Source organism: Rhabdaerophilum sp. SD176 (genome assembly GCF_030143245.1).
Lineage (GTDB): Bacteria > Pseudomonadota > Alphaproteobacteria > Rhizobiales > Beijerinckiaceae > Rhabdaerophilum.
Genome location: NZ_JARJNS010000001.1, coordinates 562,156 through 585,312 on the forward strand (window position 1 = coordinate 562,156; position 23,157 = coordinate 585,312).

24 protein-coding genes are annotated in these 23,157 nt (G+C 65.6%); 9 read left to right on the forward strand and 15 right to left on the reverse strand.

From position 1 onward, the window contains the following. Positions 1-11: 11 nt before the first annotated feature. Positions 12-266, reverse strand: coding sequence for a DUF4212 domain-containing protein (locus P0652_RS02770; protein WP_284177221.1), 255 nt, complete (start codon positions 264-266; stop codon positions 12-14). Between the two features lie 711 nt (positions 267-977). Between P0652_RS02770 and P0652_RS02775 the strand changes: the two genes are divergently transcribed. Continuing rightward, a complete protein-coding gene (locus P0652_RS02775) occupies positions 978-3,071 on the forward strand; it encodes a 3-hydroxyacyl-CoA dehydrogenase NAD-binding domain-containing protein (RefSeq protein WP_284177222.1) in 2,094 nt (697 codons plus the stop codon). Here the strand turns inward: P0652_RS02775 and P0652_RS02780 are convergent. Beyond that, positions 3,031-4,374, reverse strand: a complete 1,344-nt coding sequence (locus P0652_RS02780) for an FAD-binding domain-containing protein (RefSeq protein ID WP_284177223.1) — start codon at positions 4,372-4,374, stop codon at positions 3,031-3,033. The genes P0652_RS02775 and P0652_RS02780 overlap by 41 nt on opposite strands. A 48-nt stretch (positions 4,375-4,422) precedes the next feature. After that, positions 4,423-5,031 carry a glutathione transferase GstA gene (gene gstA / locus P0652_RS02785; protein ID WP_284177224.1) on the reverse strand — a complete coding sequence of 203 codons (609 nt, stop codon included), beginning with the start codon at positions 5,029-5,031 and terminating at the stop codon, positions 4,423-4,425. Between the two features lie 121 nt (positions 5,032-5,152). Here gstA and P0652_RS02790 point away from each other — a divergent pair, with 121 nt between their 5' ends. From P0652_RS02790 to P0652_RS02805, 4 genes are all read left to right on the forward strand, one after another. Continuing rightward, positions 5,153-5,593, forward strand: a complete 441-nt coding sequence (locus P0652_RS02790) for a winged helix-turn-helix transcriptional regulator (RefSeq protein WP_284177225.1) — start codon at positions 5,153-5,155, stop codon at positions 5,591-5,593. Between the two features lie 132 nt (positions 5,594-5,725). Beyond that, positions 5,726-6,769, forward strand: a complete 1,044-nt coding sequence (locus P0652_RS02795) for an aromatic ring-hydroxylating dioxygenase subunit alpha (RefSeq protein ID WP_284177226.1) — start codon at positions 5,726-5,728, stop codon at positions 6,767-6,769. A 4-nt stretch (positions 6,770-6,773) separates the two neighbouring features. After that, on the forward strand, positions 6,774-7,562 hold the full coding sequence (locus P0652_RS02800; protein WP_284177227.1) for a GntR family transcriptional regulator: 789 nt from the start codon (positions 6,774-6,776) through the stop codon (positions 7,560-7,562). Positions 7,563-7,572: 10 nt separating this feature from the next. Continuing rightward, positions 7,573-8,550, forward strand: coding sequence for a PDR/VanB family oxidoreductase (locus P0652_RS02805; protein WP_284177228.1), 978 nt, complete (start codon positions 7,573-7,575; stop codon positions 8,548-8,550). A gap of 75 nt (positions 8,551-8,625) precedes the next feature. Here P0652_RS02805 and P0652_RS02810 read toward each other — a convergent pair whose 3' ends face one another. From P0652_RS02810 to P0652_RS02865, 12 genes are all read right to left on the reverse strand, one after another. Then, a complete protein-coding gene (locus P0652_RS02810) occupies positions 8,626-9,732 on the reverse strand; it encodes a 5-methyltetrahydropteroyltriglutamate--homocysteine S-methyltransferase (protein WP_284177420.1) in 1,107 nt (368 codons plus the stop codon). Positions 9,733-9,892: 160 nt separating this feature from the next. After that, positions 9,893-10,627 carry an ABC transporter ATP-binding protein gene (locus P0652_RS02815; RefSeq protein WP_284177229.1) on the reverse strand — a complete coding sequence of 245 codons (735 nt, stop codon included), beginning with the start codon at positions 10,625-10,627 and terminating at the stop codon, positions 9,893-9,895. Then, a complete protein-coding gene (locus tag P0652_RS02820) occupies positions 10,620-11,372 on the reverse strand; it encodes an ABC transporter ATP-binding protein (RefSeq protein WP_284177230.1) in 753 nt (250 codons plus the stop codon). Before P0652_RS02820 ends, P0652_RS02815 begins: the two co-directional genes overlap by 8 nt. A 1-nt stretch (position 11,373) precedes the next feature. Further along, the gene (locus P0652_RS02825; RefSeq protein WP_284177231.1) at positions 11,374-12,396 is read right to left on the reverse strand and encodes a branched-chain amino acid ABC transporter permease; all 1,023 of its coding nucleotides are present in this window, start codon (positions 12,394-12,396) and stop codon (positions 11,374-11,376) included. Between the two features lie 13 nt (positions 12,397-12,409). After that, complete coding sequence (locus P0652_RS02830) at positions 12,410-13,264, reverse strand: branched-chain amino acid ABC transporter permease (RefSeq protein WP_284177232.1); 855 nt, start codon at positions 13,262-13,264, stop codon at positions 12,410-12,412. A 102-nt stretch (positions 13,265-13,366) separates the two neighbouring features. Continuing rightward, the gene (locus tag P0652_RS02835) at positions 13,367-14,533 is read right to left on the reverse strand and encodes an ABC transporter substrate-binding protein (protein WP_284177233.1); all 1,167 of its coding nucleotides are present in this window, start codon (positions 14,531-14,533) and stop codon (positions 13,367-13,369) included. Between the two features lie 66 nt (positions 14,534-14,599). Next, positions 14,600-14,929 (reverse strand): YciI family protein, encoded by a 330-nt coding sequence (locus P0652_RS02840; RefSeq protein ID WP_284177234.1) that lies wholly within the window; start codon positions 14,927-14,929, stop codon positions 14,600-14,602. A 1-nt stretch (position 14,930) separates the two neighbouring features. After that, a complete protein-coding gene (locus P0652_RS02845; RefSeq protein WP_284177235.1) occupies positions 14,931-15,779 on the reverse strand; it encodes a class III extradiol dioxygenase family protein in 849 nt (282 codons plus the stop codon). A gap of 18 nt (positions 15,780-15,797) precedes the next feature. Then, the gene (locus tag P0652_RS02850) at positions 15,798-16,148 is read right to left on the reverse strand and encodes an extradiol ring-cleavage dioxygenase (protein ID WP_284177236.1); all 351 of its coding nucleotides are present in this window, start codon (positions 16,146-16,148) and stop codon (positions 15,798-15,800) included. Beyond that, positions 16,148-16,861, reverse strand: a complete 714-nt coding sequence (locus P0652_RS02855) for an alpha/beta fold hydrolase (protein ID WP_284177237.1) — start codon at positions 16,859-16,861, stop codon at positions 16,148-16,150. The genes P0652_RS02850 and P0652_RS02855 overlap by 1 nt, the downstream gene beginning before the upstream one ends. Before the next feature lie 299 nt (positions 16,862-17,160). Then, entirely contained in the window at positions 17,161-18,093 is a 933-nt protein-coding gene (locus tag P0652_RS02860) for a LysR family transcriptional regulator (RefSeq protein WP_284177238.1), read from the reverse strand. A gap of 72 nt (positions 18,094-18,165) precedes the next feature. After that, on the reverse strand, positions 18,166-18,879 hold the full coding sequence (locus P0652_RS02865) for a GntR family transcriptional regulator (RefSeq protein ID WP_284177239.1): 714 nt from the start codon (positions 18,877-18,879) through the stop codon (positions 18,166-18,168). Between the two features lie 136 nt (positions 18,880-19,015). On the opposite strand from P0652_RS02865, the gene P0652_RS02870 reads away from it, so the two are divergent. The 4 genes from P0652_RS02870 (at position 19,016) to uxuA (ending at position 23,114) form a co-directional block, all read left to right on the forward strand. Further along, on the forward strand, positions 19,016-20,014 hold the full coding sequence (locus P0652_RS02870; RefSeq protein WP_284177240.1) for a C4-dicarboxylate TRAP transporter substrate-binding protein: 999 nt from the start codon (positions 19,016-19,018) through the stop codon (positions 20,012-20,014). Positions 20,015-20,108: 94 nt separating this feature from the next. After that, positions 20,109-20,621 carry a TRAP transporter small permease gene (locus P0652_RS02875; protein WP_284177241.1) on the forward strand — a complete coding sequence of 171 codons (513 nt, stop codon included), beginning with the start codon at positions 20,109-20,111 and terminating at the stop codon, positions 20,619-20,621. A gap of 5 nt (positions 20,622-20,626) precedes the next feature. Beyond that, positions 20,627-21,904, forward strand: coding sequence for a TRAP transporter large permease (locus P0652_RS02880; protein WP_284177242.1), 1,278 nt, complete (start codon positions 20,627-20,629; stop codon positions 21,902-21,904). Positions 21,905-21,920: 16 nt separating this feature from the next. Next, entirely contained in the window at positions 21,921-23,114 is a 1,194-nt protein-coding gene (gene uxuA, locus P0652_RS02885) for a mannonate dehydratase (protein ID WP_284177243.1), read from the forward strand. Positions 23,115-23,157: the final 43 nt, after the last annotated feature.

Sequence of the window (23,157 nt, forward strand, 5' to 3'; positions counted from 1 at the left end):
TGTGCCCCCTATCAATCGTCTTCGGCGACGCCGCAATCGCGGTCGATCTTGTCCTGCGCCCTGGCGAACCAGAACAGCATGATCACGAAGGCCAGAAGCGAACCCTGCGCGGCCATGTAGAAGCCGAGCGGAAAGCCCGCGATGACGATCTTGTTCAGCGATGTCACGAACATGTGGATGAAGAAGCTGAAAAAGGCCCACAACCCCATCATCAGGATCATGAGGGACTTTGTTCGAGCCCAGTGTTGCTCGGTATTTGGCGCCATTCCGCCGCCTCCCCTTGTTTCTCTTCCCTGGAACCGGCCGGAGCCGGAATGAGAACCGGCGCGCCCCCGAAGACGCACCTGCCCGGCACTATGAATAACCCGTTAAAATGGCCGCGGCTGCCCCTACCTAGGTCTAATATCACAGAAAAATGGTGGGCAGGGGCAATGAAGCTCAAAATGAGCCCGCCAATTGTGCGGCGCAGCGAGAATGATCATACCTTTGGGATCAAGTTTATACATGGTGCCGGCGATCTAAGCTTGCCGCACCGGGATTCAATAGTATTGCATGAGTCAACTATTGTGCAGTGCAACACGAAATCGCGCCGGATATGCGACCGCGTGCCGCAGACAGGCCCCGCCGCCGGCATACCGATCACGAGAGTTTGTCCCTGCAGGGCGAAAACACATAGAGAATGCGCATTTGATGGGTGTTTCGGGGCAGTTTCTCTCCGAAACCCCACCGGAGGCGCGGTGAATCTGGATCATTTTCCGCGTCCTTTCCCTCCCAAACCAGACGGTTTGCTTCGGGAAAGCCCACGAAACCTGATCACCACATTCCCTCGCGTCAAATGTCGCCTTCTCAATGAGTTTTCACCCTAATCATCATAACATTGATAGACGCGCGCCGAATCCGCAGCCATTGTGATGGAGCACATCCTGTGCGGACGCCAAAGGTCTGGGGGCCAAGGTCTGGGGGCGATGGGCGGACAGGTGCACCGAACCAACATCGATCGGGTCGCGATCCTCGAGATCGACAACCCGCCGGTGAATGCGATGTCCCAGCCGATCCGCAGGGCACTGGCTGACCACGTCGCGCGGGCGGATTCCGAGCCCGAGATCGGTGCCATGGTGATCCTGGCCCGCGGCCGCACCTTCGTCACGGGGATCGACCTGACCGAACTGGGCCAGAAACCGCGTGATCCCGGCATGGCCGAGGTGGTGGACCGGATCGAGGCCGCCTCCAAACCCGTCGTGGTCGCTTGGCATGGCACGGCCCTCGGCGCCGGCTGCGAGATCGGGCTGGCCGCACACCGGCGCATCATGGGGCGGCAGAGCCGGGTCGGCCTGCCTGATATCCGCCTCGGCCTCGTACCCGGCGCGGGCGGCACGCAACGCCTGCCCCGGTTGATCGGGCTGCCCGCCGCGCTGGATCTGATCGCCTCGGGCCGGGTGATCGACGCGATGGAGGCCTTCGCCCTCGGCCTCTGCGACGAGGTGACCGACGGCGATATCCGCGAGGCCGCGCTGGCGGCGGCCCGGGCCCTGATCGGACGGATGCAGCCCCGTCTTTCGTTGCGGCCACCCAACCCGCCCGAACCGGGCCAATGGGAGGCCATGGTCGAGCGCGTCCGCCGCGAGGCGCGGCACCGCATCGCGCCCCTGCGCGCGATCGAGCTGGTCGGACAGACCCTGACAACGCCCTACGCCATTGGCGGAGCGGCCGAGAGGCGGGCCTTCCTCGAACTGACCGCCTCGGACCAGTCCCGCGCGCTACGCCATCTCTTTTTTGCCGAACGGGCCCTGCGCAAACGGCCGGAACTCGCGGAAATCCGGCCGCGCGCCCTCGCCCGGATCGGCATCGTCGGCTCGGGCGCGGCCGCCACCGGCATCGCCGCGACCCTGGCAGAGCGCGGCCTTGCCGTCACGCTGGTCGAAACCGCCGAGGGCGGGCTGCAGGCGGCGCGCGAGCGGGTCGCGGCGTTGATCGCCCGGGGTATCCGGTCCGGTCGCGTTCCGGAGGCTGCCCGGCAGGATATTGCGAGCCGCCTGTCCTTCCAGGGCGATCTCGCTGCCCTTGCCGGCTGTGACCTCGTGATCGAGGCGGTCTTCGAGGATCTCGCCCTGAAACGTGACCTGTTCGAGCGGCTGGAGGAGATCCTTCCGCCGCAAACCCTGCTGGCGAGCGCCTCACCCCTGTCGGATCATGCTGCCCTTGCCGGCCAGCTCGCCCATCCCGGACGCTACCTCGCGATGCATTTCCTCGCCCCGGCCCCGGCCATGCGGATCGTCGAGCTTGGCCGCACCCGGCATACAAGGCCGGAAACCCTCGCCTCCGCCTACGCCCTGCTCGACCGGATCGAAAGGATGGCCATCCCCTGCCTCGCCACCGAGGGGCTGATCGGCAGCCGGATGGTGGCGCGGTTTCGATCGCAATGCGATTTCCTGCTGGAGGAAGGCGCCCTCCCCGCCGAGATCGACCGTGCGCTGGAAGCCTTCGGCCTGCCGATCGGCCCCTTCGCCGCGCAGGATCTGGCTGGCCTCGACATTGCCTGGGCCCGGCGGAAGCGTCAGGCCGAAACCCGCCCGCCGGGCGAACGCGACGTGCCCATCCTCGACCAGCTCTGCGAGCGGGGACATTTCGGTCAGAAGGTTGGCAAGGGATGGTATCGATACCGCAATGGCCAGCGCGAGCCCGACCCGGACGTCGAGGCGCTGATCCGCGCCCATGCCGCATCGACAGGCCGGCGGCGACAGGCCTTCACGGCGGATGCGATCCAGCTGCGCGTCCTCGCAGCCATGGTCAATGAAGGCTGCCGGATGATCGAGGGCGGCATCGTCGCCCGGCCGGCGGAGATCGACCTGCTGATGGTGCATGGCCATGGCTTTCCGGCCTGGCGCGGCGGGCCGATGCAGGAAGCCGATGCCCGCGGCCTCCGCGTGATCCAGTCCGCCATCGAGGCGAGCGCGCAGCGCGATGGCGTTGGCTTCGAGGCCTGCCGCCTCGTGGCAGAGCTCATCGCCTCGGGTCGGTCCTTCGGCGCGCTCAACCGCCCCGCCATGGTGGACGTTCTTCAGCCGGCCTGACCGGCGCCCCCGCAGCATGGGCGAGCCCGCCTGACGGGCCACCGGCGGCACTGAAGAGCTCGCCCTGGGCGGAGGCGCCGGCTCCCAAGCCAAGCGTCTCGAAAATCGAGGGAATCTTCTCCTTGAGCGCGAAGAAGCCGCGTGTCGCGTGCGGCCAGCACGCTTCGTCATAGGCCCGGCGGAGCTCGACGAGCGTGATGCCCTCCCGGGCGAGAACGGGCGCGGCTTCCGCCAGCGCCTCCGCCACGGGGCCAAGCGGCGCATAGGCCGTGACGATCCGCGACAGGCCTTGCCGCCGCGCCCAGTCGCCAAGGGCAATTGCCGTCAGGCTCGGCAGCTGTCCTGCTTCGACGCCCCAGTACCGGGCAGCCCGGTCGAGGCCGTCCGTCAACGCGGCTTCGGTGAAGGCCTGCACCGCCTCGGCGACCGGCAGCGGCGAGCGCCCGTCAACCGCATGGGCGCCAGCAACCGCCATCAGGTTCATCCCCTCAAGGCCGAGGCTTTCCGGATGCAGGTCTTCCTCGGTCAGCAGCAGGCCTGTCTTCCCGGTTCCCGGACCGGAAAGCGGCGCGCGCGGTGGCCGGGCTGCCGGCAGCGGTGGCTCGTCGAGCGCAATCGCCTCCTTCGCAAGGCCGCGCGGCGAGAAGCGCCCGCCGGTGAAACCCGCAATATTGTCCGGCCGGGCGAGATAGGTCTTGCCACGGGTATGCAGCCCGCCGACCCAGCGCCAGGAGGAGGTATTCGAGGCCGGGTCTCCATCAAGCAGGTGCCGGATCATGAAATCCGCCCCGAGTTCCCAGGGCAGGCGCAGGGTGAAGATCCAGATCGACGCGAACCACATCCGGGCATGGTTATGGAGGTAGCCGGTTTCTTCCAGCTCGCTGACCCAGGCATCGAAAGCATCAATCCCGGTACGGCCGGATATCGCCGCTTCGTACGCCTTGCGGAAGCCGCCCTTCCCGTCCAGAGCCGCCACCTGCCCTGCCAGCGCCGCGCGATAGCGCCGCCAGATCTCCGGGCGCGTCTCGAGATGACCCTTGAAATAGGCGCGCCAGAGCACTTCCTGGATGAATTTTTCGGCCGAAGCCGGCGAATGCCGGTCAAGCACCGCTTCGAGAACTTCCGCCTCTGTCACCAGCCGGTGCCGCAGATAGGGCGAGAGCACCGAGACATTGTCGCGCCGGTCGGGCCCGTAATCGCTGTTGCGCCTGTCGGCATAGGCGCGGCCGGCCGAAGGAAGGAAAGCCCGGAGGCGAAGAAGCCCGGCCGCGCGGCCGGGCTCGAAAAGGCGTGAGGTGCTCATTGTGATCTCCCGCCGGGCTTACGCACCCAGCGGGCTGGCGGATGAGCCTCAGGCGAGTCCTTCCGCCTTGAGAGCGGCCTGCACAGCCGGCCGGGCGGCGACACGCCCCATGAAGGCCTTGAGCCGTGGCCAGGTCTCCAGCGGGATCCCGACAAAATTCGCCCAGTTGGCCACCACGAAAAGATAGGCATCCGCCACCGTGAACGCGGCACTGGTCACATGGTCCCGACCATCGGCGAAGAGGGATTCCACGTAATCGAGATGCTTTGACACGACCTTGCGGGCAGCTTCCTTATCCGGATCGGAACTGGCCGGCGTGAAAAGCGGGACGAAGGCCTTGTGCAGTTCGGAGGCGACGAAGTTCAGCATTTCCTGAACCCTGGCGCGCGCCACCGTGCCCGGCTGCGGTGCGAGTTCCCGCGCGCCTTCCCGGTCGGCCAGGAACTGCACGATCGCCGCACCCTCGGTGATCCGCGTACCGTCATCGAGCTCCAGCACCGGCACCTGGCCCTTGGGATTGATGACGTGAAAATCGCCGCCGCCGGCCAGCGTCTTGGTCTTTGTGTCGACACGCTGCAGCGTGACCGGAAGGTTCAGCTCGTTGATCACGATATGGGGCGAGAGCGAGCAGGCACCCGGCGAAAAATAGAGTTTCATCAGCGATCTCCTAAAGAGGATGGGATGCCGCTTTCCTTATCGCCTCTGGTTACATTGAGAAACCCGATAACTTGTAGTAACCAGCAAAATCAGGTATCCAACCGGTAACCAGGAGACTTCGATGGCCCTCAGGATGCGGAAGAACAAGGTCGCAGCCCCCTTGCCCGGCTGCCCGCTGACCGCCTGCCTTTCGCTGATCGGCGGGGCCTGGACGCCGAACATCATCTGGTACCTCTCCGGCGGGCCGCGCCGCTTCTCGGAACTGCGCGCCGATCTGGACGGCATCTCCTCGAAGGTCCTGACCCAGCGCCTGCGCGAACTCGAGGAAAGCGGCGTCGCCAGCCGCACCGTGCTGCCCACCTCCCCGCCCTCGGTGGAATATGCCTTGACCGAACTGGGCCATGAACTCCTGCCGGCGATCCGCTCGATCGTCGAGATCGGGCACAAGCTCAAATCGTATCAGGAGCGCCGGCTGGCGGAATCCCCGGATCATGGGCACCGGGAAGCCACGCTTGCGCCGGCAGAGCCGCGCAAAACAGGGCCACGCATCTCGCAGCTCTGAGTGGTCCGACGCGCTCAACAGCGCATTGATGTATACATGACATCGGAAAAATTGTTCGCAAACGGCCCATTGCCGGCACTTTCGGCCTGCTCTATCTTTTCCTGTATACAGAATGAACACAGGGAGAGCGCGATGACCACCCAATTCCCCTTGAATGCCTGGTATGCCGCTGCCTGGGATGTCGAGGTGAAGCGCGCCCTCCTCCCCCGGACCATCTGCGGCAAGAAGATCGTCTTCTATCGCACCGAGGCCGGCGAGCCGGTGGCCCTGGCCGATGCCTGCTGGCACCGGCTGGTGCCGCTCTCGCGCGGGCACCTGCGCGGTGACGAGCTGGTCTGCCCCTATCACGGTCTTGTCTTCAATCCGCAGGGGCGCTGCACCTTCATGCCCTCGCAGGAAACCATCAACCCGAGCGCCTGCGTGCGCGCCTACCCGGTTGTCGAGAAGCACCGCTTCCTCTGGATCTGGCCGGGCGACCCTGCCCTGGCCGATCCGGCCAAGGTGCCGGACATGCATTGGAACAGGGATCCGGACTGGGAGGGCGACGGCAAGCTGATCCATGCGCGCTGTGATTACCGTCTCGTCATCGACAACCTGATGGACCTGACACACGAGACCTTTGTGCACGGCACCTCGATCGGCAATGCCGCGGTGGCCGAAGCGCCCTTCGTCACCACCCATGGCGACCGGACCGCGACGGTGACGCGCTGGATGCGCGATATCGAGCCGCCGCCCTTCTGGCGCGGCCAGCTCGGGAAGCCCGGCAACGTGGATCGCTGGCAGATCATCCGGTTCGAGGCGCCCTCGACCATCGTGATCGATGTCGGCGTGGCCCCCGCCGGCACCGGCGCGCCCGAGGGTGACCGCAGCCAGGGTGTCAATGGCATGGTTCTCAACACGATCACCCCTGAAACCGACCGGACCTGCCATTATTTCTGGGCCTTCGCCCGGAACTATCGTCGCCATGACCAGGCGCTGACGACCCAGCTCTGCGAGGGCGTCAGCAGTATCTTCCGAGAGGATGAGGCCATTCTCGAGGCGCAGCAGCAGGCGATCGACGAGAATCCGGGCCGGATCTTCTACAATCTCAACATCGATTCCGGTTCGATGTGGGCACGCCGCCTGATCGACCGGATGATCGCCGCCGAACAGCCTGTTTCGCAGGCGGCGGAGTGAGCCCATGGCCGGAACCGCGAGCCCCGAAGCTGCACCCGAAACAGTCCGCCCACGCGAAGATCGCGGGGCCTCGCAGAGTGTCCGCGCCCAGCTGGCCCTGCGCGAACTGCTCCTGTCCGGCGAGATTGCCCCGGGCGCGCGCCTGTCCGAACTGGCCATCGTCGAGCGGATCGGCGTCTCGCGCACCCCGGTCCGCGCGGCGCTGACGCTGCTGGCCGAGGAGGGGCTCGTCGAGCCGATCCCCTCCGGTGGTTTCGCCGCCCGCGCCTTCAGCGAGCAGGATGTGCGCGATTCCATCGAGCTGCGTGGCACGCTGGAAGGCCTCGCCGTCCGCCTCGCGGCCGAGAGGGGAATCAGCGCGCTGGCTGCCCGCACCCTGCAGGACCTGCTCGCCCGGCTGGACGAAGTGGTTGCCGGCCCGCTGGCCGGACCGGATGCTTTCGAGCGCTATATCGCGCTCAACGCCGAATGGCATCGCGAGATCACGGGCCTGGCCGGGAGCCGCGTCGTCGAACGCCAGATCGAGCGCGTCATGGCCCTGCCCTTCGCCTCGCCCAGCGCCTTCGTGATGGCGCAGGCCCAGACCGGCGAGGCAAGACGCATCCTCACCCTCGCCCAGGACCAGCACCATGCTGTGGTCGAGGCGATCCTGCAGCGCGAGGGCGCCCGCGCCGAGGCACTGATGCGCGAGCATTCCCGCCTTGCCAGCCGCAATCTCGCCAATGCCGCCCGCTCGCGACAGGCCATGGCGCAGGTGCCCGGCGGGGCGCTGATCCGCCTTCGCCCGGTCTGAGGAGGCTCCCATGCGATTTGCCGTGACCTGGCAGGAAGCCACCCTGCGCGCCGTGGACGACCTCACGGCGGATATCCGCGAATTCCGCATCGTGCCGTCCGCAGGCTGCCGGAGCTTCCTGCCCGGTGCCCATATCGATCTTGCTTTGACCATCGGCGACTTGCCCGAAACGCGCTCGTATTCGCTGGTCGGTGAGCCGGGCGGCGATCATTACCGCATCGCCGTGAAGCGCCGGCCCGACAGCCGGGGTGGTTCAGCCTATCTCTGGAGCCTTGCGCCGGGTGCCCGCCTCAGCATCACACAACCGAAATCGGCCTTCGAGATCGGTTTCGGCCGGCGGGAATACCTGCTCGTCGCCGGTGGCATCGGCATCACACCGCTGGTCGGCATGGCCAGCCTCCTTCGGCGGCGCGGCAGCCGTGTGCGATTGCTCTATGCCGCACGCAAGACGGGAGACCTCGCCTATCTGCACCTGCTGCGTGCCCTGCTCGGTGATGATCTCGAGATCTTCCTCTCGGAGGCCGGTCAACGGGTCGACTTTGCTGCCGCCTTCGCTGCCCTCGGCCCGGATGCGCTCTGCGCGCTTTGCGGCCCGATGCCCATGTTGGAGGATGCGCGCCGCGCCTGGGCTGCCGCAGGCAGGCCGACAGCGGATCTCCGCTGGGAGACCTTCGGCACGTCCGGCCATCTCGCCGCCGAGGATTTCACGGTGCGGCTGCCCCGGCACAACCTCGAATTGGTCGTGCCGCGCAACCGTACCCTGCTCGACACGCTGGAGGAGGCGGGGATCGACGTGATCCATGATTGCCGCAAGGGCGAATGCGGCCTCTGCGCGATGGATGTCCTCTCGATAGACGGCGCGATCGACCATCGCGACGTCTTCTTCTCCGACCACGAGAAAGCGGAGAACCGCCGGCTCTGCGCCTGCGTCTCGCGCGCCACCGGCACGCTCACCCTCGATACGGATTACCGGCCGGACGCGGTTTGAGGCTGGCCGCCAGCCCCCTCACCCGCTCGCTTTGCTCGCGGCCTCTCCCCGGGGGGAGAGGCAGGGCCGTTGCCCTTACGCGTCCTTCCAGACCTCGGCGGCCAGCTCGACGATCATCTCGAGCTTCTTCCACTGCTCGTCCTCGGCCAGCGTGTTGCCTTCCTCGGTCGAGGCGAAGCCGCATTGCGGCGAGAGGCAGAGCTGGTCGAGCGAGACGAATTTCGACGCCTCGTCGATGCGGCGGCGGATATCGTCCTTCGCTTCCAGCACGCCGGTCTTCGAGGTGACGAGGCCGAGCACCACATGCTTGCCCTTGGGCAGGAAGCGCAAAGGCTCGAAGCCGCCGGCGCGGTCGCTGTCCCATTCCATGAAATAGCCATCCACCGGCATGGCGTTGAACAGCACTTCGGCCACCGGCTCGTAACCGCCGGAAGCAATGAAGGTCGAACGGAAATTGCCACGGCAGAGATGCATGGTGATGGCGAGGTCAGCCGGCTTGTTTTCCAGCGCCTTGCGGACCATGCCGGCATAGATGTCCGGCTGCTTTTCCGGGTCATCGCCGCGCTGGCGCAGCATCTCGCGCTGGTTGGGATCGCAGAGATAGGCGAAGGAGATGTCGTCGAGCTGCAGATAGCGGCAGCCGGCATCGTAAAAGGCGCCGACCGCTTTGCCATAGGCCGCGCCGACATCGGCATAGAACGCATCCATCTCGGCATAGATGCCGGGATTCATCATCTTCCGGCCGCCGCGGTAATGCAGCATGGAGGGGCCGGGAATGGTCATTTTCGGCGTGGCGCGGGTATTTGCCTTGAGGAAGGTGAAATGCTCGATCATCGGATGGCCGGAAAACCCGACCTTGCCGGTGATGCGCAGCGCCTTGGCAATGCCGACGCCACCCTTGAAATTCATGCCGGAATCCGCCTCGACGGAGGTGACGCCGTCGAGCTGCTCGAGGAAGTCGAAATGCCAGTAGGCGCGGCGGAACTCGCCATCGGTCACGCCCTTCAGGCCCACGGCTTCCTGCTTGGCGATCAGCGCCTTGATCTCGCGATCCTCGATCGCCTTCAGGCCCTCCGCGCTGAGCGTGCCGGCGGCACGCTCCTCGCGGGCCTTCTTCAGTGCGGCCGGGCGCAGCAGGGAGCCGACCTGGTCGGCGCGGAAGGGCGGTCTGGCAGTCATGATTTCCTCCGGAAGGTCTCAGAAAGGAGTTGGAATTCGGGTTTGCAGCTTTTCCTTGCCGTCATGCCCGCCCTTGGGGCGGGCATCCACGACTGGCTTTTGTGCAACCCGAAGTCGTGGATGGCCGGGCTGAACCCGGCCATGACGAGAAACACAGCGCATCTCAATGCCCTCCCCGGACACCGGCCTTCTTGCCGGTGACGCCGAGATGGGTTTCGAGCGGGGCCGGATCGGCGATCAGGCTGGCGCTCGAGGATTGGTGCACGATCGCGCCGCGATCGAGGATAATGGCCGCATCGGTGACGCCGAGGATCTTCTGGGCATGCTGCTCGACGATAATGGCGGAAAGCCCCTCGTCGCGGGTGATGCGCTTCAGCGCGGCCAGCAATTCCTCGATGATGATCGGCGCGAGGCCTTCGGTCGGCTCGTCGAGCAGGATGAGCCTCGGGTTGAGGACAAGTGCGCGCGCCACGGCCAGCATCTGCTGCTCGCCGCCGGAAAGCTGGTTGCCCATATTGCCGCGCCGTTCCTTCAGGCGCGGGAACATGCGGTAAACCGCCTCGATATCCCAGGCGCCGGGCTGCGCGACAGCCGTGAGATTTTCCTCCACCGTCAGCGACTTGAAGATGTTTCGCTCCTGCGGCACCCAGCCGATGCCGCCGCGCGCCCGAAGGTCGGAGCGGAGTTTCGAGATGTCGCGCCCCTCGAAGCGGATCGTCCCGCCGAGATGGCGCGTCGCCCCGATGATCGTGTTGAGCAGCGTTGTCTTGCCCGTGCCGTTGCGGCCCAGCACAGCCAGCGAGCGGCCCGCTTCCAGCGTCAGGCTGACATCGTTGATCACGCGCGCCAGCCCATAGCCGGCGGAAAGCTGCGCAAGCTGGAGAAGCGGCTCAGCCATCGAGGCTCTCCCCGAGATAGACCGCCCGGACGCGCGGATCATTGGCAATTTCCGACACCGTGCCCTCGGTGAAGAGCGCGCCGTTCACAAGAACCGAAATGCGCTCGGCAAAGGAGAAGACGAGGTCCATGTCATGCTCGATCAGCAGGACGGACACATCGCGCGGCAGGGCGGCGACGGTGGCCAGCAGGTCATGCCGCTCGGCCTCAGGGACACCGGCAGCCGGTTCGTCGAGCAGCAGCACACGCGGCTGGCAGGCAAAGGCCAAAGCGATTTCGAGCAGACGCTGCTTGCCATAGGGCAGGCTCGCGGTGCGCTCCTCCAGCACATCGGCCAGCTTGAACCGTGTGGCGATCTCGACGATCTCGTCGATCACGACCGATTTCGAGCCGGCCGGGCGCCAGAATTCGTAGCCATGGCCCATCCGCTCCGACACCGCAACGCCGAGGGTCTCCAGCGGTGTCATGCCGGCGAAAAGCTGGTTGATCTGGAAGGTGCGCACCAGCCCGCGCTTCACGCGGCGCTCCGGCGCCATGGCGGAAATGTCCTCGCCATGCAGGCGGATCGTCCCCGCGCTCGGCTGGAGCACGCCGGTCAGCAGGTTGACGAAGGTGGTCTTGCCGGCCCCGTTCGGCCCGATCAGGGCATGGCGGGCGCCCGGTTCGAGCCGGAAGGTGACATCATCGGTGGCGACGATGCCGCCGAAACGCTTCTGCAGGCCGACAGTCTCGAGGGCAGCGCTCATCTCAATGCCCCCCGACAATCGTCCGCGGACGCGGTTCGGGTTTGCCGCGCAGGCGCGCCCAGAGCACGGCGGCCCGGTGGTTCATGCGCTCGCGCCCGATCAGCACGAGGATGACCAGGATCAGCCCGATCCAGAAGGTCCAGTATTGCGGCGTCCAGTTCGAGATCACGTCCTGCAGGACCTTGAACACGATGGCCCCGGCAAAACCGCCATAGAGATAGCCCGTGCCACCGATCACCAGCATCAGCAGCACATCGGCCGAGCGATGCAGCGCGATCACGTCGAGCGAGACGAATTGCGTCGTCTGCGCCAGCAGCGCCCCCGCCGCGCCGGCATAGGCCGCCGCCAGGGTGTAGACCGCGATCAGCCGCCGGTTGACGGGAATGCCGATGGCGCGCGCCCGGAGCGGGTTGTCGCGGATCGTCCGCAGCGAGAGGCCAAAGGGCGAGACGACGATCCGCCGCGCCATCAGGAACAGCAGGAAGGTGATGACCAGCGAGTAGACATAGGCCGTGCGGCCATAGAGGTCGAACTCGAACAGGCCCAGCACGGGCCCCATCACCACGCCCTGCAGGCCATCCGCGCCGCCGGTCAGCCAGGTCATCTTGTTGGCGATCTCGCCGAGAACGAGCGCGACGCCCAGCGTCACCATCAGCCGGGCGAGATCCACCCCGCGCAGGACGAGGAAGCTGGTGATGAAGCCCAGCGCGCCGGAGGCCAGCGTGGCAAGGACCAGCCCGGTCAGCGGGTCGCCGATGACCCGGATGGCGAAGATCCCGGCGAAATAGGCACCGAAGCCGAAAAACGCCGCATGACCGAGCGAAGCGATCCCGGCATAGCCGAGGATCAGGTCGAGCGACATCGCGAAGAGCGCCGTGATGATGATCTCGTTGAGGATCAGATGATGGCTCGGCAGCAGCCAGATCGCGCCGAACGCCACCAGCCAGAAAACGAATTCCATCGGCTTCCAGCGGCTTGTTTCGGCGAGATGACGCGTCGCGATTTCGGTGGGTGTCCCTTGCATGGCTCGGTTCCGCCTATCGGGCTTTGACGAACAGCCCTTGCGGGCGGAAGACCAGCACCACGATCATCACGGTGTAGATCACGAAGGCGCCGAGGCTCGGCACGTAATACTTCCCGGCCACGTCGGCGATGCCGAGCAGCAGCGAGGCAAAGAACGGCCCTGTCAGGCTGCTGGTGCCCCCCACCGTGACCACGATCATGAAATAGATCAGGAATTTCAGCGGGAAGGTCGGGTCGAGCCCAAGGATTTCCGCCCCCAGCGCCCCGCCAAGGCCGGCAAGGCCCGAACCGGCGGCGAAGGTCGCGGCGAAGACGAGCGAGGTGTTGATGCCGAGCCCGCGCGCCACGCGGGCATCATCGACCGCTGCCCGGAGCTGCGCGCCGAACCGCGTTTTCGCCAGCACGAATTGCAGCCCGACGACGAGGAAGCCGCAAACCACGATGATGAAACTGCGATAGAGCCCGATCTGCACGCCGAACACATCCACCCGGCCACGCAGCCACGAGGGCAGCTGGATCAGCTGCGGCTGAGAGCCCATCACGTAATCCACCGCCGCAATGGCCATGAAGACGAGCCCGATCGTGAAGAGCACCTGGTCGAGATGGTTGCGGTTGTAGAGCCGCTGATAGAGCGTCCGCTCCAGGACGAGGCCGAATGCGGCAGGCACGAGGAACGCGAAAGGCAGCGTGGCGAGAAACGGCACGCCGAGCCGGTTCATCAGAATCGCGGTGACATAGCCGCCGACCATGGCGAAGACGCCATGCGCCAGATTGACGAAATTCATCAGGCCAAGCGTGATCGAGAGGCCGCAGGCCAGCACGAACAGCACCATGCCATAGGCAATGCCGTCAAACAGGATGGTCAGCACGCGAGATCCCCCCGGAGGCGCAAGTATCGGGCGCCGTGAGGCACCGTGAAAGTGAAGAACCGGGCACCGCGCGGGCGCCCGGTTTTTTGTTTCCTGACCGGCTTACTTGGCCTTGGACGGGTCCTTGACGTTCGGGATGGTGGCGAACTCGATGTTGAAGAGCTCGCCGCCGACCTTCTCGACCTTGCGGATATAGACATTCTGGATGATGTCGCGGGTGTTCTTGTCGATCGACATCGGACCGCGCGGGCTCATCCAGGAGAGGCCCTTCATGGCCTCGACCAGGGCTTCGCCGCCGGCGCCGTTGGTCTTCTTGAGGCCTTCATAGAGGGCATGCATGCCGTCATAGCCGCCGACAGCCATGAAGTTCGGGCGCAGGCCGTTATTGGCCTTCTTGAAGGCTTCGACGAAGGCCTTGTTCTCCGGGCTGTCATGGGCGGCGGAGTAGTGATGCGCCGTCACCACGCCGAGCGCGACATCGCCGATCGTGTTGAGGATGTCGTCATCGGTCACGTCGCCCGTGCCGATGAGCTTGATGCCGCTCTTGTCGAGGCCACGCTCGACGAACTGCTTCATGAACTGCGAGCCGACACCCGACGGCACGAAGACGAGCAGCGCATCCGGCTTCGAATCCGCCACTTTCTGCAGGAAGGGCGAGAAATCCGGGTTGGCCAGCGGCACGCGGAGATTTTCCACCTGGCCGCCATTGGCCTTGAACACGTCCGAGAACCACTTCTCGACGTCATGGCCCGGGCCGTAATCGGTCACCACGGTGACGACGCGCTTCATGCCCTGCTTGGCCACCCATTCACCGAACGGGCCGGCAATCTGCGGCACGACCTGGCTGGTGCGGACGATGAAGGGCGAGCGCTCGGTAATGATCCCCGTCGCCGCCGACATGACGACCATCGGCGTCTTGGCCTGCGTGGCGAGCGGCGCGGTGGCCAGGGCCAAAGGCGTAAGGCCGAAGCCGGCAATCGCCGTCACCTTGTCATTGACGATGAGTTCCTGCGCGATCCGGCGCGTGACATCGGCAACGCCGGTATCATCCTTGATGATCAGCTCGACCTTCTTGCCGGCGATCGTCGTGCCCTTCTGCGCCATGTAGAGCTGCGCTGCGGCGGCAATCTGCTTGCCGGTCGAGGTGAAGGGGCCGGTCATCGGCAGGATAAGGCCGATCTTGATCGCATCCTGCGCCAGGGCCGTGCCTGCCATCAGCGCGAGGCCCATCGCCACCGCACCTGCCTTGAGGAAATTCCGTCTGCTCATGTTGTCCTCCCTTGGAATGTCTCTGCCCGGAACCGGTTTCGCCCGGCACCGGATTGTCTCGCGTTGTCAGCCGCTTGCGGCGTTTACCGGCGTCATCGGATCGATCCGGTGCGCCTGGAATGTCGTGGCCAGAGCCGTCACGGCAATATCCGCGACGATCCCGGCCTGGGCGTAAGGGTCCGCCTTGGCAAAGGCGATGACATCCTCGCGGCTCGTGGCCTCGATGACGCCGAAATTCCCGAGCGGGGATTGCCCGTCATCGTCCGTCAGTGCCGAGCCGATCAGCACGCGCACCCGGCCGCCCCCGCTCAGCACATGCGCGCGGTGCCGGTCGCGGATCGCGGCGCGTTCGGCATCCTTGCCCGGATGATGGCGGCAGATCATCAGCCAATGCATGTCAGGCCACCCTGTTCTCAAGCACCAGCATGCCGGCACCGGTCATCGAGGCGGGCACGAAATAGTGGCTGTGCTTCACGACGACGTCCGGATCCATCGCCCCGCGCATGACGAGCCACATCATCAGCTCCGCCCCCTCGCTGCCGAAGAGCCGCACGTAATCCTCGCGGCTGAGCGCCGCCAGCCGGCCCGGATTGCTGGCAATGTCGCGCAGGAATTCACGGTCCGCCTCGGGATTGGTGAAGCCGGCCCGCGCGCCCTGCAGCTGGTGCGAGAGGCCGCCCGTGCCGATCACGACGACACGCTCGTCACCGGGGAAGCTCTCGATCGCGCGGCGCAGCACCTGCCCGAGCTCGTAGCAACGGCTCGGCAGCGGGATCGGATACTGGATCACATTGACGAAGACCGGCACGACCCTGACCGGCCAGGCCTTGTCCGGCTTGCCGAAAAACAGCTCCATCGGCACCTGGATGCCGTGATCAACCTCGATTTCCTGCACGATCATGGGGTCGAACCGGTTCTCGACCATCCGGTCGATGATGTGCCAGCCCAGTTCGGCGTGACCCTCGAACGAGGGGATGGCGCGCGGGCCCCAGCCTTCATCGATCGGGTCGTAGCGTTCGGCGCAGCCGATCGCGAAGGTCGGCACCTTGTCGAGGAAAAAGGAATTGCCGTGATCGTTGAACACGACCACCGCGACATCGGGCCTGTTCGCCGCAACCCAGTCGCGACCGGGGCCGATTCCGTCAAAGAACGGCTTCCAGTCCTCGGTCTGGGTCAGGCCCTTGTCCATCGCCGCGCCGATCGACGGCACATGCGAGGAGCCAAGCCCGCCAATCAGCTTCGCCATGATCGAACTCCCGTCATGTCACTGGCTTCCCGCTGGCTTCTTGCCCAGCCGTTCACGCAGGAATGTGTCATGGTCCATGCCGGCCTGATGGGCGCCGATCTCGGTCATCCGGGCCGGCGAGATTGCCGAAATCTTGAGGATATAGAAGACGTTGCCGCCAAGGCGCACCATCTCCTGCCAGTTCCGGGCCATCACCGCGCGCTTTTCCTCGGCGGAAAGGCCGAACCGGTCGAGATAGGCTTCTTCGTCCTGCCGGAACGCCTCGCGATTGGCCGGATCGACCAGCCCCATCGCCATCTTGTTGAGGCGATAGCCGCGCAACTGGCGGGAGCGGTCGAAAAGCGGGGTCTCGGGGATGCGGTCTTCCATCACGCCGCCTCCGCCCGGTCAAAGCCGAACCAGCGCATCAATGCGCGTGTGACGGCTTCCGGCCGCTCGACTGACACGAAATGCCCGGCATCCTCGATCACCGCGAGTTCCGCTCCGGGAATGGCGGCCGCCATCTCTTCGTGCTGGGCCAGGGTGCTCCAGCGATCCTGCCGGCCGACCATCACCAGAACCGGGCAACGAATGCCCGGCAGGACCGCCCGCGCATCGGGGCGGGTCAGGAGAGCACGGATCTGACGTTCATGCTGCTCCGGCGTCGCGCGCTTCACCATGTCCGTGAGCGGATTGATCAGGGCCGGATCACGCTCGCGGTCGATATGGAGCATGGGCGGCAGCCAGCGCGCCGCCAGCGCGCCCATGCCCTCGGCATGGGCGAGATCAACCAGCGGTTGGCGCATTTCGGGTTCGTTTTCGCGGGCCGGCGTTGCACCGGTATCCATCAGGCAAAGCCGCTTGACCCGCTCCGGCACAAGGCGGATCGCCTGAAGGGCCGCGCGCCCGCCCATCGAGAAGCCGATGAGGGAAACCGGCCCGTCGAACAGGCCAAGCGCCAACCGGGCCATGCCCTCGATCGAATCCTGACCGAGAAAATCCGCGACCTTGACATCGGCATGGCGAGACAGGGCCGCGATCTGGTGCGTGAAGACGCTGCCATCGCAGAGAAGCCCCGGCATGAACACGATCTGTTCGCGCATTTCCGTCCCGTTTGTTCCGGCCGGTCATCTGCCAGCCTTGTTGCTTCTGCCGCGCCGGGTTTCCCCGGAAAGAGGGCCCCTCCGACTGGCGTCGCCCGCTGAATGTCGAGCCGCCCGCCCCTGCTGGCAAGGCCTTGCCCCGCCCGCACGGGCCGGATCAGGCATTCCAGCCCTTCCGACCGCATTTGTTCGCAGGGAGAACCGCCGCCCGGCTGCCCCGGACCGGCAAGGCTCCGCCCACCCTGCCCGTCATTCCTGCGGGCAAGCGTTCAATGAATCCAGTGATTGTTTTGGAAGCTTTAGTGAATCTCGTGCACGAGCGTCGGCGCGGCCGCCTCGCCATCGCGCCGGAACCTCTGGGCAACCAGCTTCAGCAGATGTTCGCCCGCCGGAGAGAGCGGGTTGGCGCGGTTGCTGACGACGCCGACAATCCGCGAGACGCCCGGATTGACGATCGGCACGGCCTTCAGGCCCGGCGCCCCGGCAAGGTCGATCGCGAGGCGGGGCACCACCGTGAGCGCCACGCCGGCTGTGACGAGGCTGACGGCGGTGGCCACATGCTGAACCTCGTAGCGCCATGTCATGAATTCCCGGCGCGAGCCGAGGGCATCATCGATGATCGCCCGGTTGGCCGCCTGCGGGCTGATCCGCACCAAAGGCACGCCCTCCAGTTCGGCCCAGCTGACCTGCGGCCGCGCCGCCAGCGGATGGCTCGCCTGACAGAGCAGAACATAGGGCTCGCGCAGCAGGGGCCGCATGTCGAGATCCCAGCGATTGGCCGAGATGATGGTGATGCCGAACTCGGCCTCGCCCTTCTGCACGAAATCGGCGATCTGCCCGGCTGCGGCATCCTGGATATGGACGGTGATATCCGGGTAGGTGGCCGAGAATTCCAGCAGGATCGGCGGCAGGTAATAGGTGGCGATGGTCGGCAGGCAGCCGATGGTCAGGCGGGCCTGACGCTCGCGCCCCTGCCGGCGCAGGGCATCATAGGAGGCCGAAAGCGCATCGATCATCTGCCGGGCGCGCGGCAGCAATTCGAGGCCAGCCGGCGTCAGCGTCACCTGCCGCGTCGTGCGGGTGAAGAGCTTGATGCCGAGATCATCCTCAAGCTTGCGCATCCGGTGCGACAGGGCTGTCTGCGACAGGTTGAGATGCGCCGCTGCGCCATGAAAGCTTCCGCGTTCCGCAATGGACAGGAAGGCTTCCAGCCCGAGAAAGTCGATCCGCATGAAAGCCGGCCCTTCTGATGCCCGATTACTGAAATCAGTGCATCAGTTCCGGAGCAGGATCAACCCGGCGCATCAACTCGGTGGCAGGCTGCCCTGGTCCTCGAAATAGGCCGGATGCGCGGCGGCGAGGCGCGGGATGGCCGAGAGGATCTCGCGCACATGGCGCCGCATCGCCGCTTCGGCGGCGACCGGATCGCGCGCCTGCAGGGCTGCAACGATCTGCCGGTGCTGCTCGATCAGCACCGGAAAGGGCGAAGCCTCGGGCAGGCTGAGATGGCGCACGCGGTCGGTCTGGGTGCGGGCAGCCTCGACCACACGGACGGCATAATCGCAATCGAGGCAATCCGCGATGGCGCGATGGAAGGCCTCGTCCAGTTCTGTGAAGGCGACATTGTCGAGGCGGTTGGCGGCCTGCATCTGGCCGTCGATCAGCCGGGAGAGACGGTCGAGCCCGGCGGAATCGATCCGGGTTGCCGCCTCGCGGACGACGGCGCATTCGATCGCCTCGCGCACGAAGCGGGCATTGAGCACTTCCTTGACCGAAATCTTCGTTACATAAGTGCCGCGGCTCGGCAGGACCTGCACGAGGCCCGCCTCGGCCAGCTTGATGAAGGCCTCGCGCACCGGCTGCCGGCTGACGCCGTAGAGCAGCGCGATCTCCTTTTCCGAAAGCGGCTGCCCCGGTTCGAGCTTCAATTCGATGATCGCCTGGCGCAGGCGGTTGATGATCTGCGGCACGATCGGCTCGGCGAGCCGGAGCGCGGCACTCTCGTTCAATCCTGGCATCGCTTCCCTCTCCCGCCCGGGCACATAGCGCGGCCTCTTGCGAATGACTACAGGATGTGCACTATACCGGTATGGTGCCATACCTCAAGCACGAAGGTGCAGGGTGGGACAACCAGCAATCGGGAAGGAAAACACCATGGTGAAGGCAGAAGGTTCCACCTTTTCGCGCCGCGGCACCGTTGCCCTGGCGGCAGCGACCCTCGCATTCCTCGGGCTGACAGCCACGGCCTCGGCCCAGCATCAGCTCAACATCAACACCGCCCTCTCCACCGAGGATCCGATCTACAAGGGTCTGGAGCGCATGCGCGACAAGGTCGCGGAACGCTCGAAGGGCACGCTGACCATCCGCATCTTCCCGGGCTCGCAGCTCGGCAAGGACGAGGACGTTCTCGAACAGGCCCGTGCCGGCGCGAATGTCGCCGTCGTGGTCGATGGCGGCCGCCTTGCGGTCTTCGTCAAGGAATTCGGCATCCTGAGCGCGCCCTACCTCGCCTCCGGCTTTGACGGCATCCGCAAGGTCGTCACCTCGCCGCTTTTCGCCGAATGGGAAGCCAAGCTGAAGGCAACGTCCGGCCACCAGATCCTTTCGTTCAACTGGTGGCAGGGCGACCGCCATCTGCTGACCAACAAGCCGATCAAGGTTCCGGCCGATCTGGCCGGCATCCGCATGCGCACGCCCGGCGCGCCGGTCTGGATGGAGACGATCCGCGCGATGGGCGCCACACCGACCGCGATGGGCTGGGGCGAGGTCTATCCTGCCCTCCAGCAGAAGGTGATCGATGCGGCGGAAGCCCAGCACCCCGCCACGCATGGCGCCCGGCTCTACGAGGTGACGAAGCACCTCACGAAGACGAGCCATTTCAACCTGATCACCGGCATCGTCACGAGCGGCGCCTGGTTCGACAAGCTGCCCGCCGACCTGCAGAAGATCCTGCGCGAGGAATCCCTTGCCGCTGGCGATTTCGCCTCGCGGGCCACGGAAGAATCGCTTGCGAAGTTCGAGGCCGATTTCAAGGCCAAGGGCATGACGGTGGCGGAAGTCGACCGTGCACCCTTCATCGCGGCCACCAAGGGTGTCTACGACAAGCTCGGTTACGGCGAGCTCCGCACCAAGGTCGAGGCCTTGCTGAAGTAAGGCCGACTGGGCCGGGCGGCCTTTCGCGGCCCGGCCCGTTTTCTCATCGTACCGAAGGAACGGGGATCTGCGGGTCCGCGTGAAGGGGGGCATCATGCCGGCATGGTATGTGCGACTGGAAGACATCGTCTCGAAATTCCTGCTGGCTGCAATCACCGTCCTGGTGCTGATCGCGGCCCTGTCCCGCACGATCGGCCATCCTGTCATCTGGTCGGATGACCTGGCGCAATTGCTCTTCGTCTGGCTCTGCGTGCTCGGCGCAACCCGGGCGATGCGGCTCAAGGCGCATATGGCGGTTGACTATGCCGTGAAATGGCTGCCCCGCACGCCGCGCTGGATGCTCGAACTGTTCAATGCCGCGCTGATCCTCGGCTTCCTGATCACCCTCGCGGTGTCCGGCTACAAGCTCACCATGCTGAACTGGCAGCGGGTCTATGGTGACAGCGGCATCTCCTATGCCTGGGTCACGATCGCCATTCCCGTTGGCAGCTTCCTGATGAGCCTCGAGATCATCATCCATGCTGTCCGCTCGTTCCGTGACCGGTCCTTCGTCTTCTTTCCGGAAAAGCCGAACGATCTCGAACGCGCGCACAGCCAGCTCGGATAACGGCCATGCTGCTGATTACATTTCTCTTTTTCGCGCTGATGTTTGTCGGCATGCCGGTCTCGCTGGCCATCGGCATTTCCGGTTTCAGCTTCTTCCTGCTCAGCGGCACAGTGCCGGTCAGCATTGCCGTGCAGCAGATTGCCACCCAGTCGCAGAGCTTCCCGCTGCTCGCCGTGCCCTTCTTCGTGCTGGCTGGCCACATGATGAACAAGACCGGCATCACCCACCGCCTGATCGCCTGTTCGAACGTGCTCGTGAGCTGGATGTCCGGCGGGCTGGCGCAGGTCTGCATCCTGCTCTCCACCATGATGGGCGGGATTTCCGGCTCCGCCGTCGCCGATGCGGCAATGGAAGCGCGGATGCTCGGCCCGGAAATGATCCGCCGCGGCTATTCGAAGGGCTTCACCTGTTCGGTCATCGCGGTTGGCTCGCTGATCACCGCCACCATCCCGCCCAGCCTCGGGCTGATCCTCTACGGCTATATCGGCAATGTCTCGATCGGCCGGCTCTTCCTCGCCGGGATCATTCCCGGGCTGTTGATGATGGTCGGGCTGATGAGCGTCGTCTGGTATATCTCCCGCAAGCGGGGCTACCAGCCCGCAGCGGCGGAACGGCCGAAGGCCCGCGAGGTCTGGCGCGCGGTCGTCGATGCGAAATGGGCGTTGCTCTTTCCCGTCGCGCTGCTGGTCGGAATTCGCGCGGGGGTCTTCACCCCGTCCGAGATCGGCGCCTTTGCCGTGTTCTATGCCGTGGTGGTCGGCGCCTTCCTCCACCGGGAATTGACCTGGCACCGTTTCGAGGAGGCCCTGTCCGAAGGCGTGCTCGATGTCGGCATCATCATGTTCGTGATCCTGATGTCCGGCCCGCTCGGCTATGCGATCATCTTCGAGCAGACGCCGCAGGCCATGGCGCAATGGATGCTGGGCCTTTCGAACAACCCCACCGTGATCGTCCTGCTGATCCTGCTGCTGCTGCTGATCCTCGGCACGGCTCTGGAAAGCACCGTCATGGTGCTGCTGCTGACGCCGATCTTCGTGCCGATCATCACCAAGCTGGGGGTCGACCCGGTGCATTTCGGCATCGTGATGATGTCGGTCGTGACCCTCGGCTCGATGACGCCGCCGGTCGGGCCCTGCATGTTCGCCTGCTGCTCCATCCTCGATACATCGATGGAGGAATACACGGTCGAGAGCCTGCCCTTCCTCGCCATGATCTGCTTCGTGATCATGCTGCTGGTCCTGCTGCCCGGTATCACGCTGTTCCTGCCCAACCTGTTGATGTGACGGAAGGATCAAGAGCATGCTGCAAAGCTGGCGCTGGTTCGGCCCGGGTGATGCCGTCTCTCTCGCTGCCGCACGGCAGGCGGGGGCGACGGGCATCGTCACGTCGTTGCACCATATCCCCTATGGCGAGGTCTGGAAGCCGGAGGACATTGCGAAACGGCAGGCGGAGATTGCCGCGCCCGGCTTCGGCCTGCATTGGGCCGTCGTCGAGAGCCTGCCGGTCCATGAACGAATCCGGATCGGCGAGGGCCCGCTCGAGCCGCTGTTTGCGGCCTACCGGGATTCGCTCAGGAATCTCGCGGCGGCCGGCATCCGGACGATCTGCTACAATTTCATGCCGGTGTTGGACTGGACCCGTACCCAGATGGATGCGGAACTACCCGGCGGCGCCCGGGCGTTGCGCTTCAACCTGCACGAATATGTGGCTTTCGACTGGCTGATGCTTCAGCGACCCGGGGCCGACGAGGGTTACAGCCACGATATTCTCACCCGCGCAAAGGCCTGGCATGACGGTGCTTCGGAAGGCGACAAGGCCCGCCTCCTCGCCAACATCATGGCCGGCCTGCCCGGCGCCTATGACCGATACGACATTCCCGGCCTGCGCCTGATGCTCGATCGCTATCGCGGCATCGGCCATCGCGACCTGCAGGGCAACCTCCGCCGCTTCCTCGAGGCGGTGGTGCCGGCAGCGGAAGATCTCGGCATGCGGCTCTGCATCCACCCGGATGATCCGCCCCGCCCGGTTTTCGGCCTGCCGCGCATCGTCTCCTGCGCGCAGGACGTCGCCGACATCCTCGCCATGGTCGATTCCCCGGCCAATGGCCTGACGCTCTGCTCGGGCTCGCTCGGCGCCAACCCGGCGAATGACGTGCCAGCCATTGCCCGCCGCTTCGCCGGGCGGATCTGGTTCGCGCATTTGCGCAATGTGGCAAAGGACCCGGATGGTTCCTTCATGGAGGCCGAACATCTGGGCGGGGATACCGACATGGTCGAACTGGTCGCGGCCTTGCTCGACGAGGAGGCCCGCCGGCGCGCCGCCGGCGAGGACTTCGCCGAGATCCCGATGCGGCCCGACCACGGCCATGAAATCCTCGACGATATCGGACGGGCCAGCCATCCCGGCTACCCGTTCATCGGCCGGCTCCGCGGCCTCGCGGAACTGCGCGGCGTGATGGCCGCCCTGTCCCATACGCGGGGGCGAACGGCCTGAAGGCGACATCCCCAGGGCTTGACCCGGCCATCCGGTTGGCGCG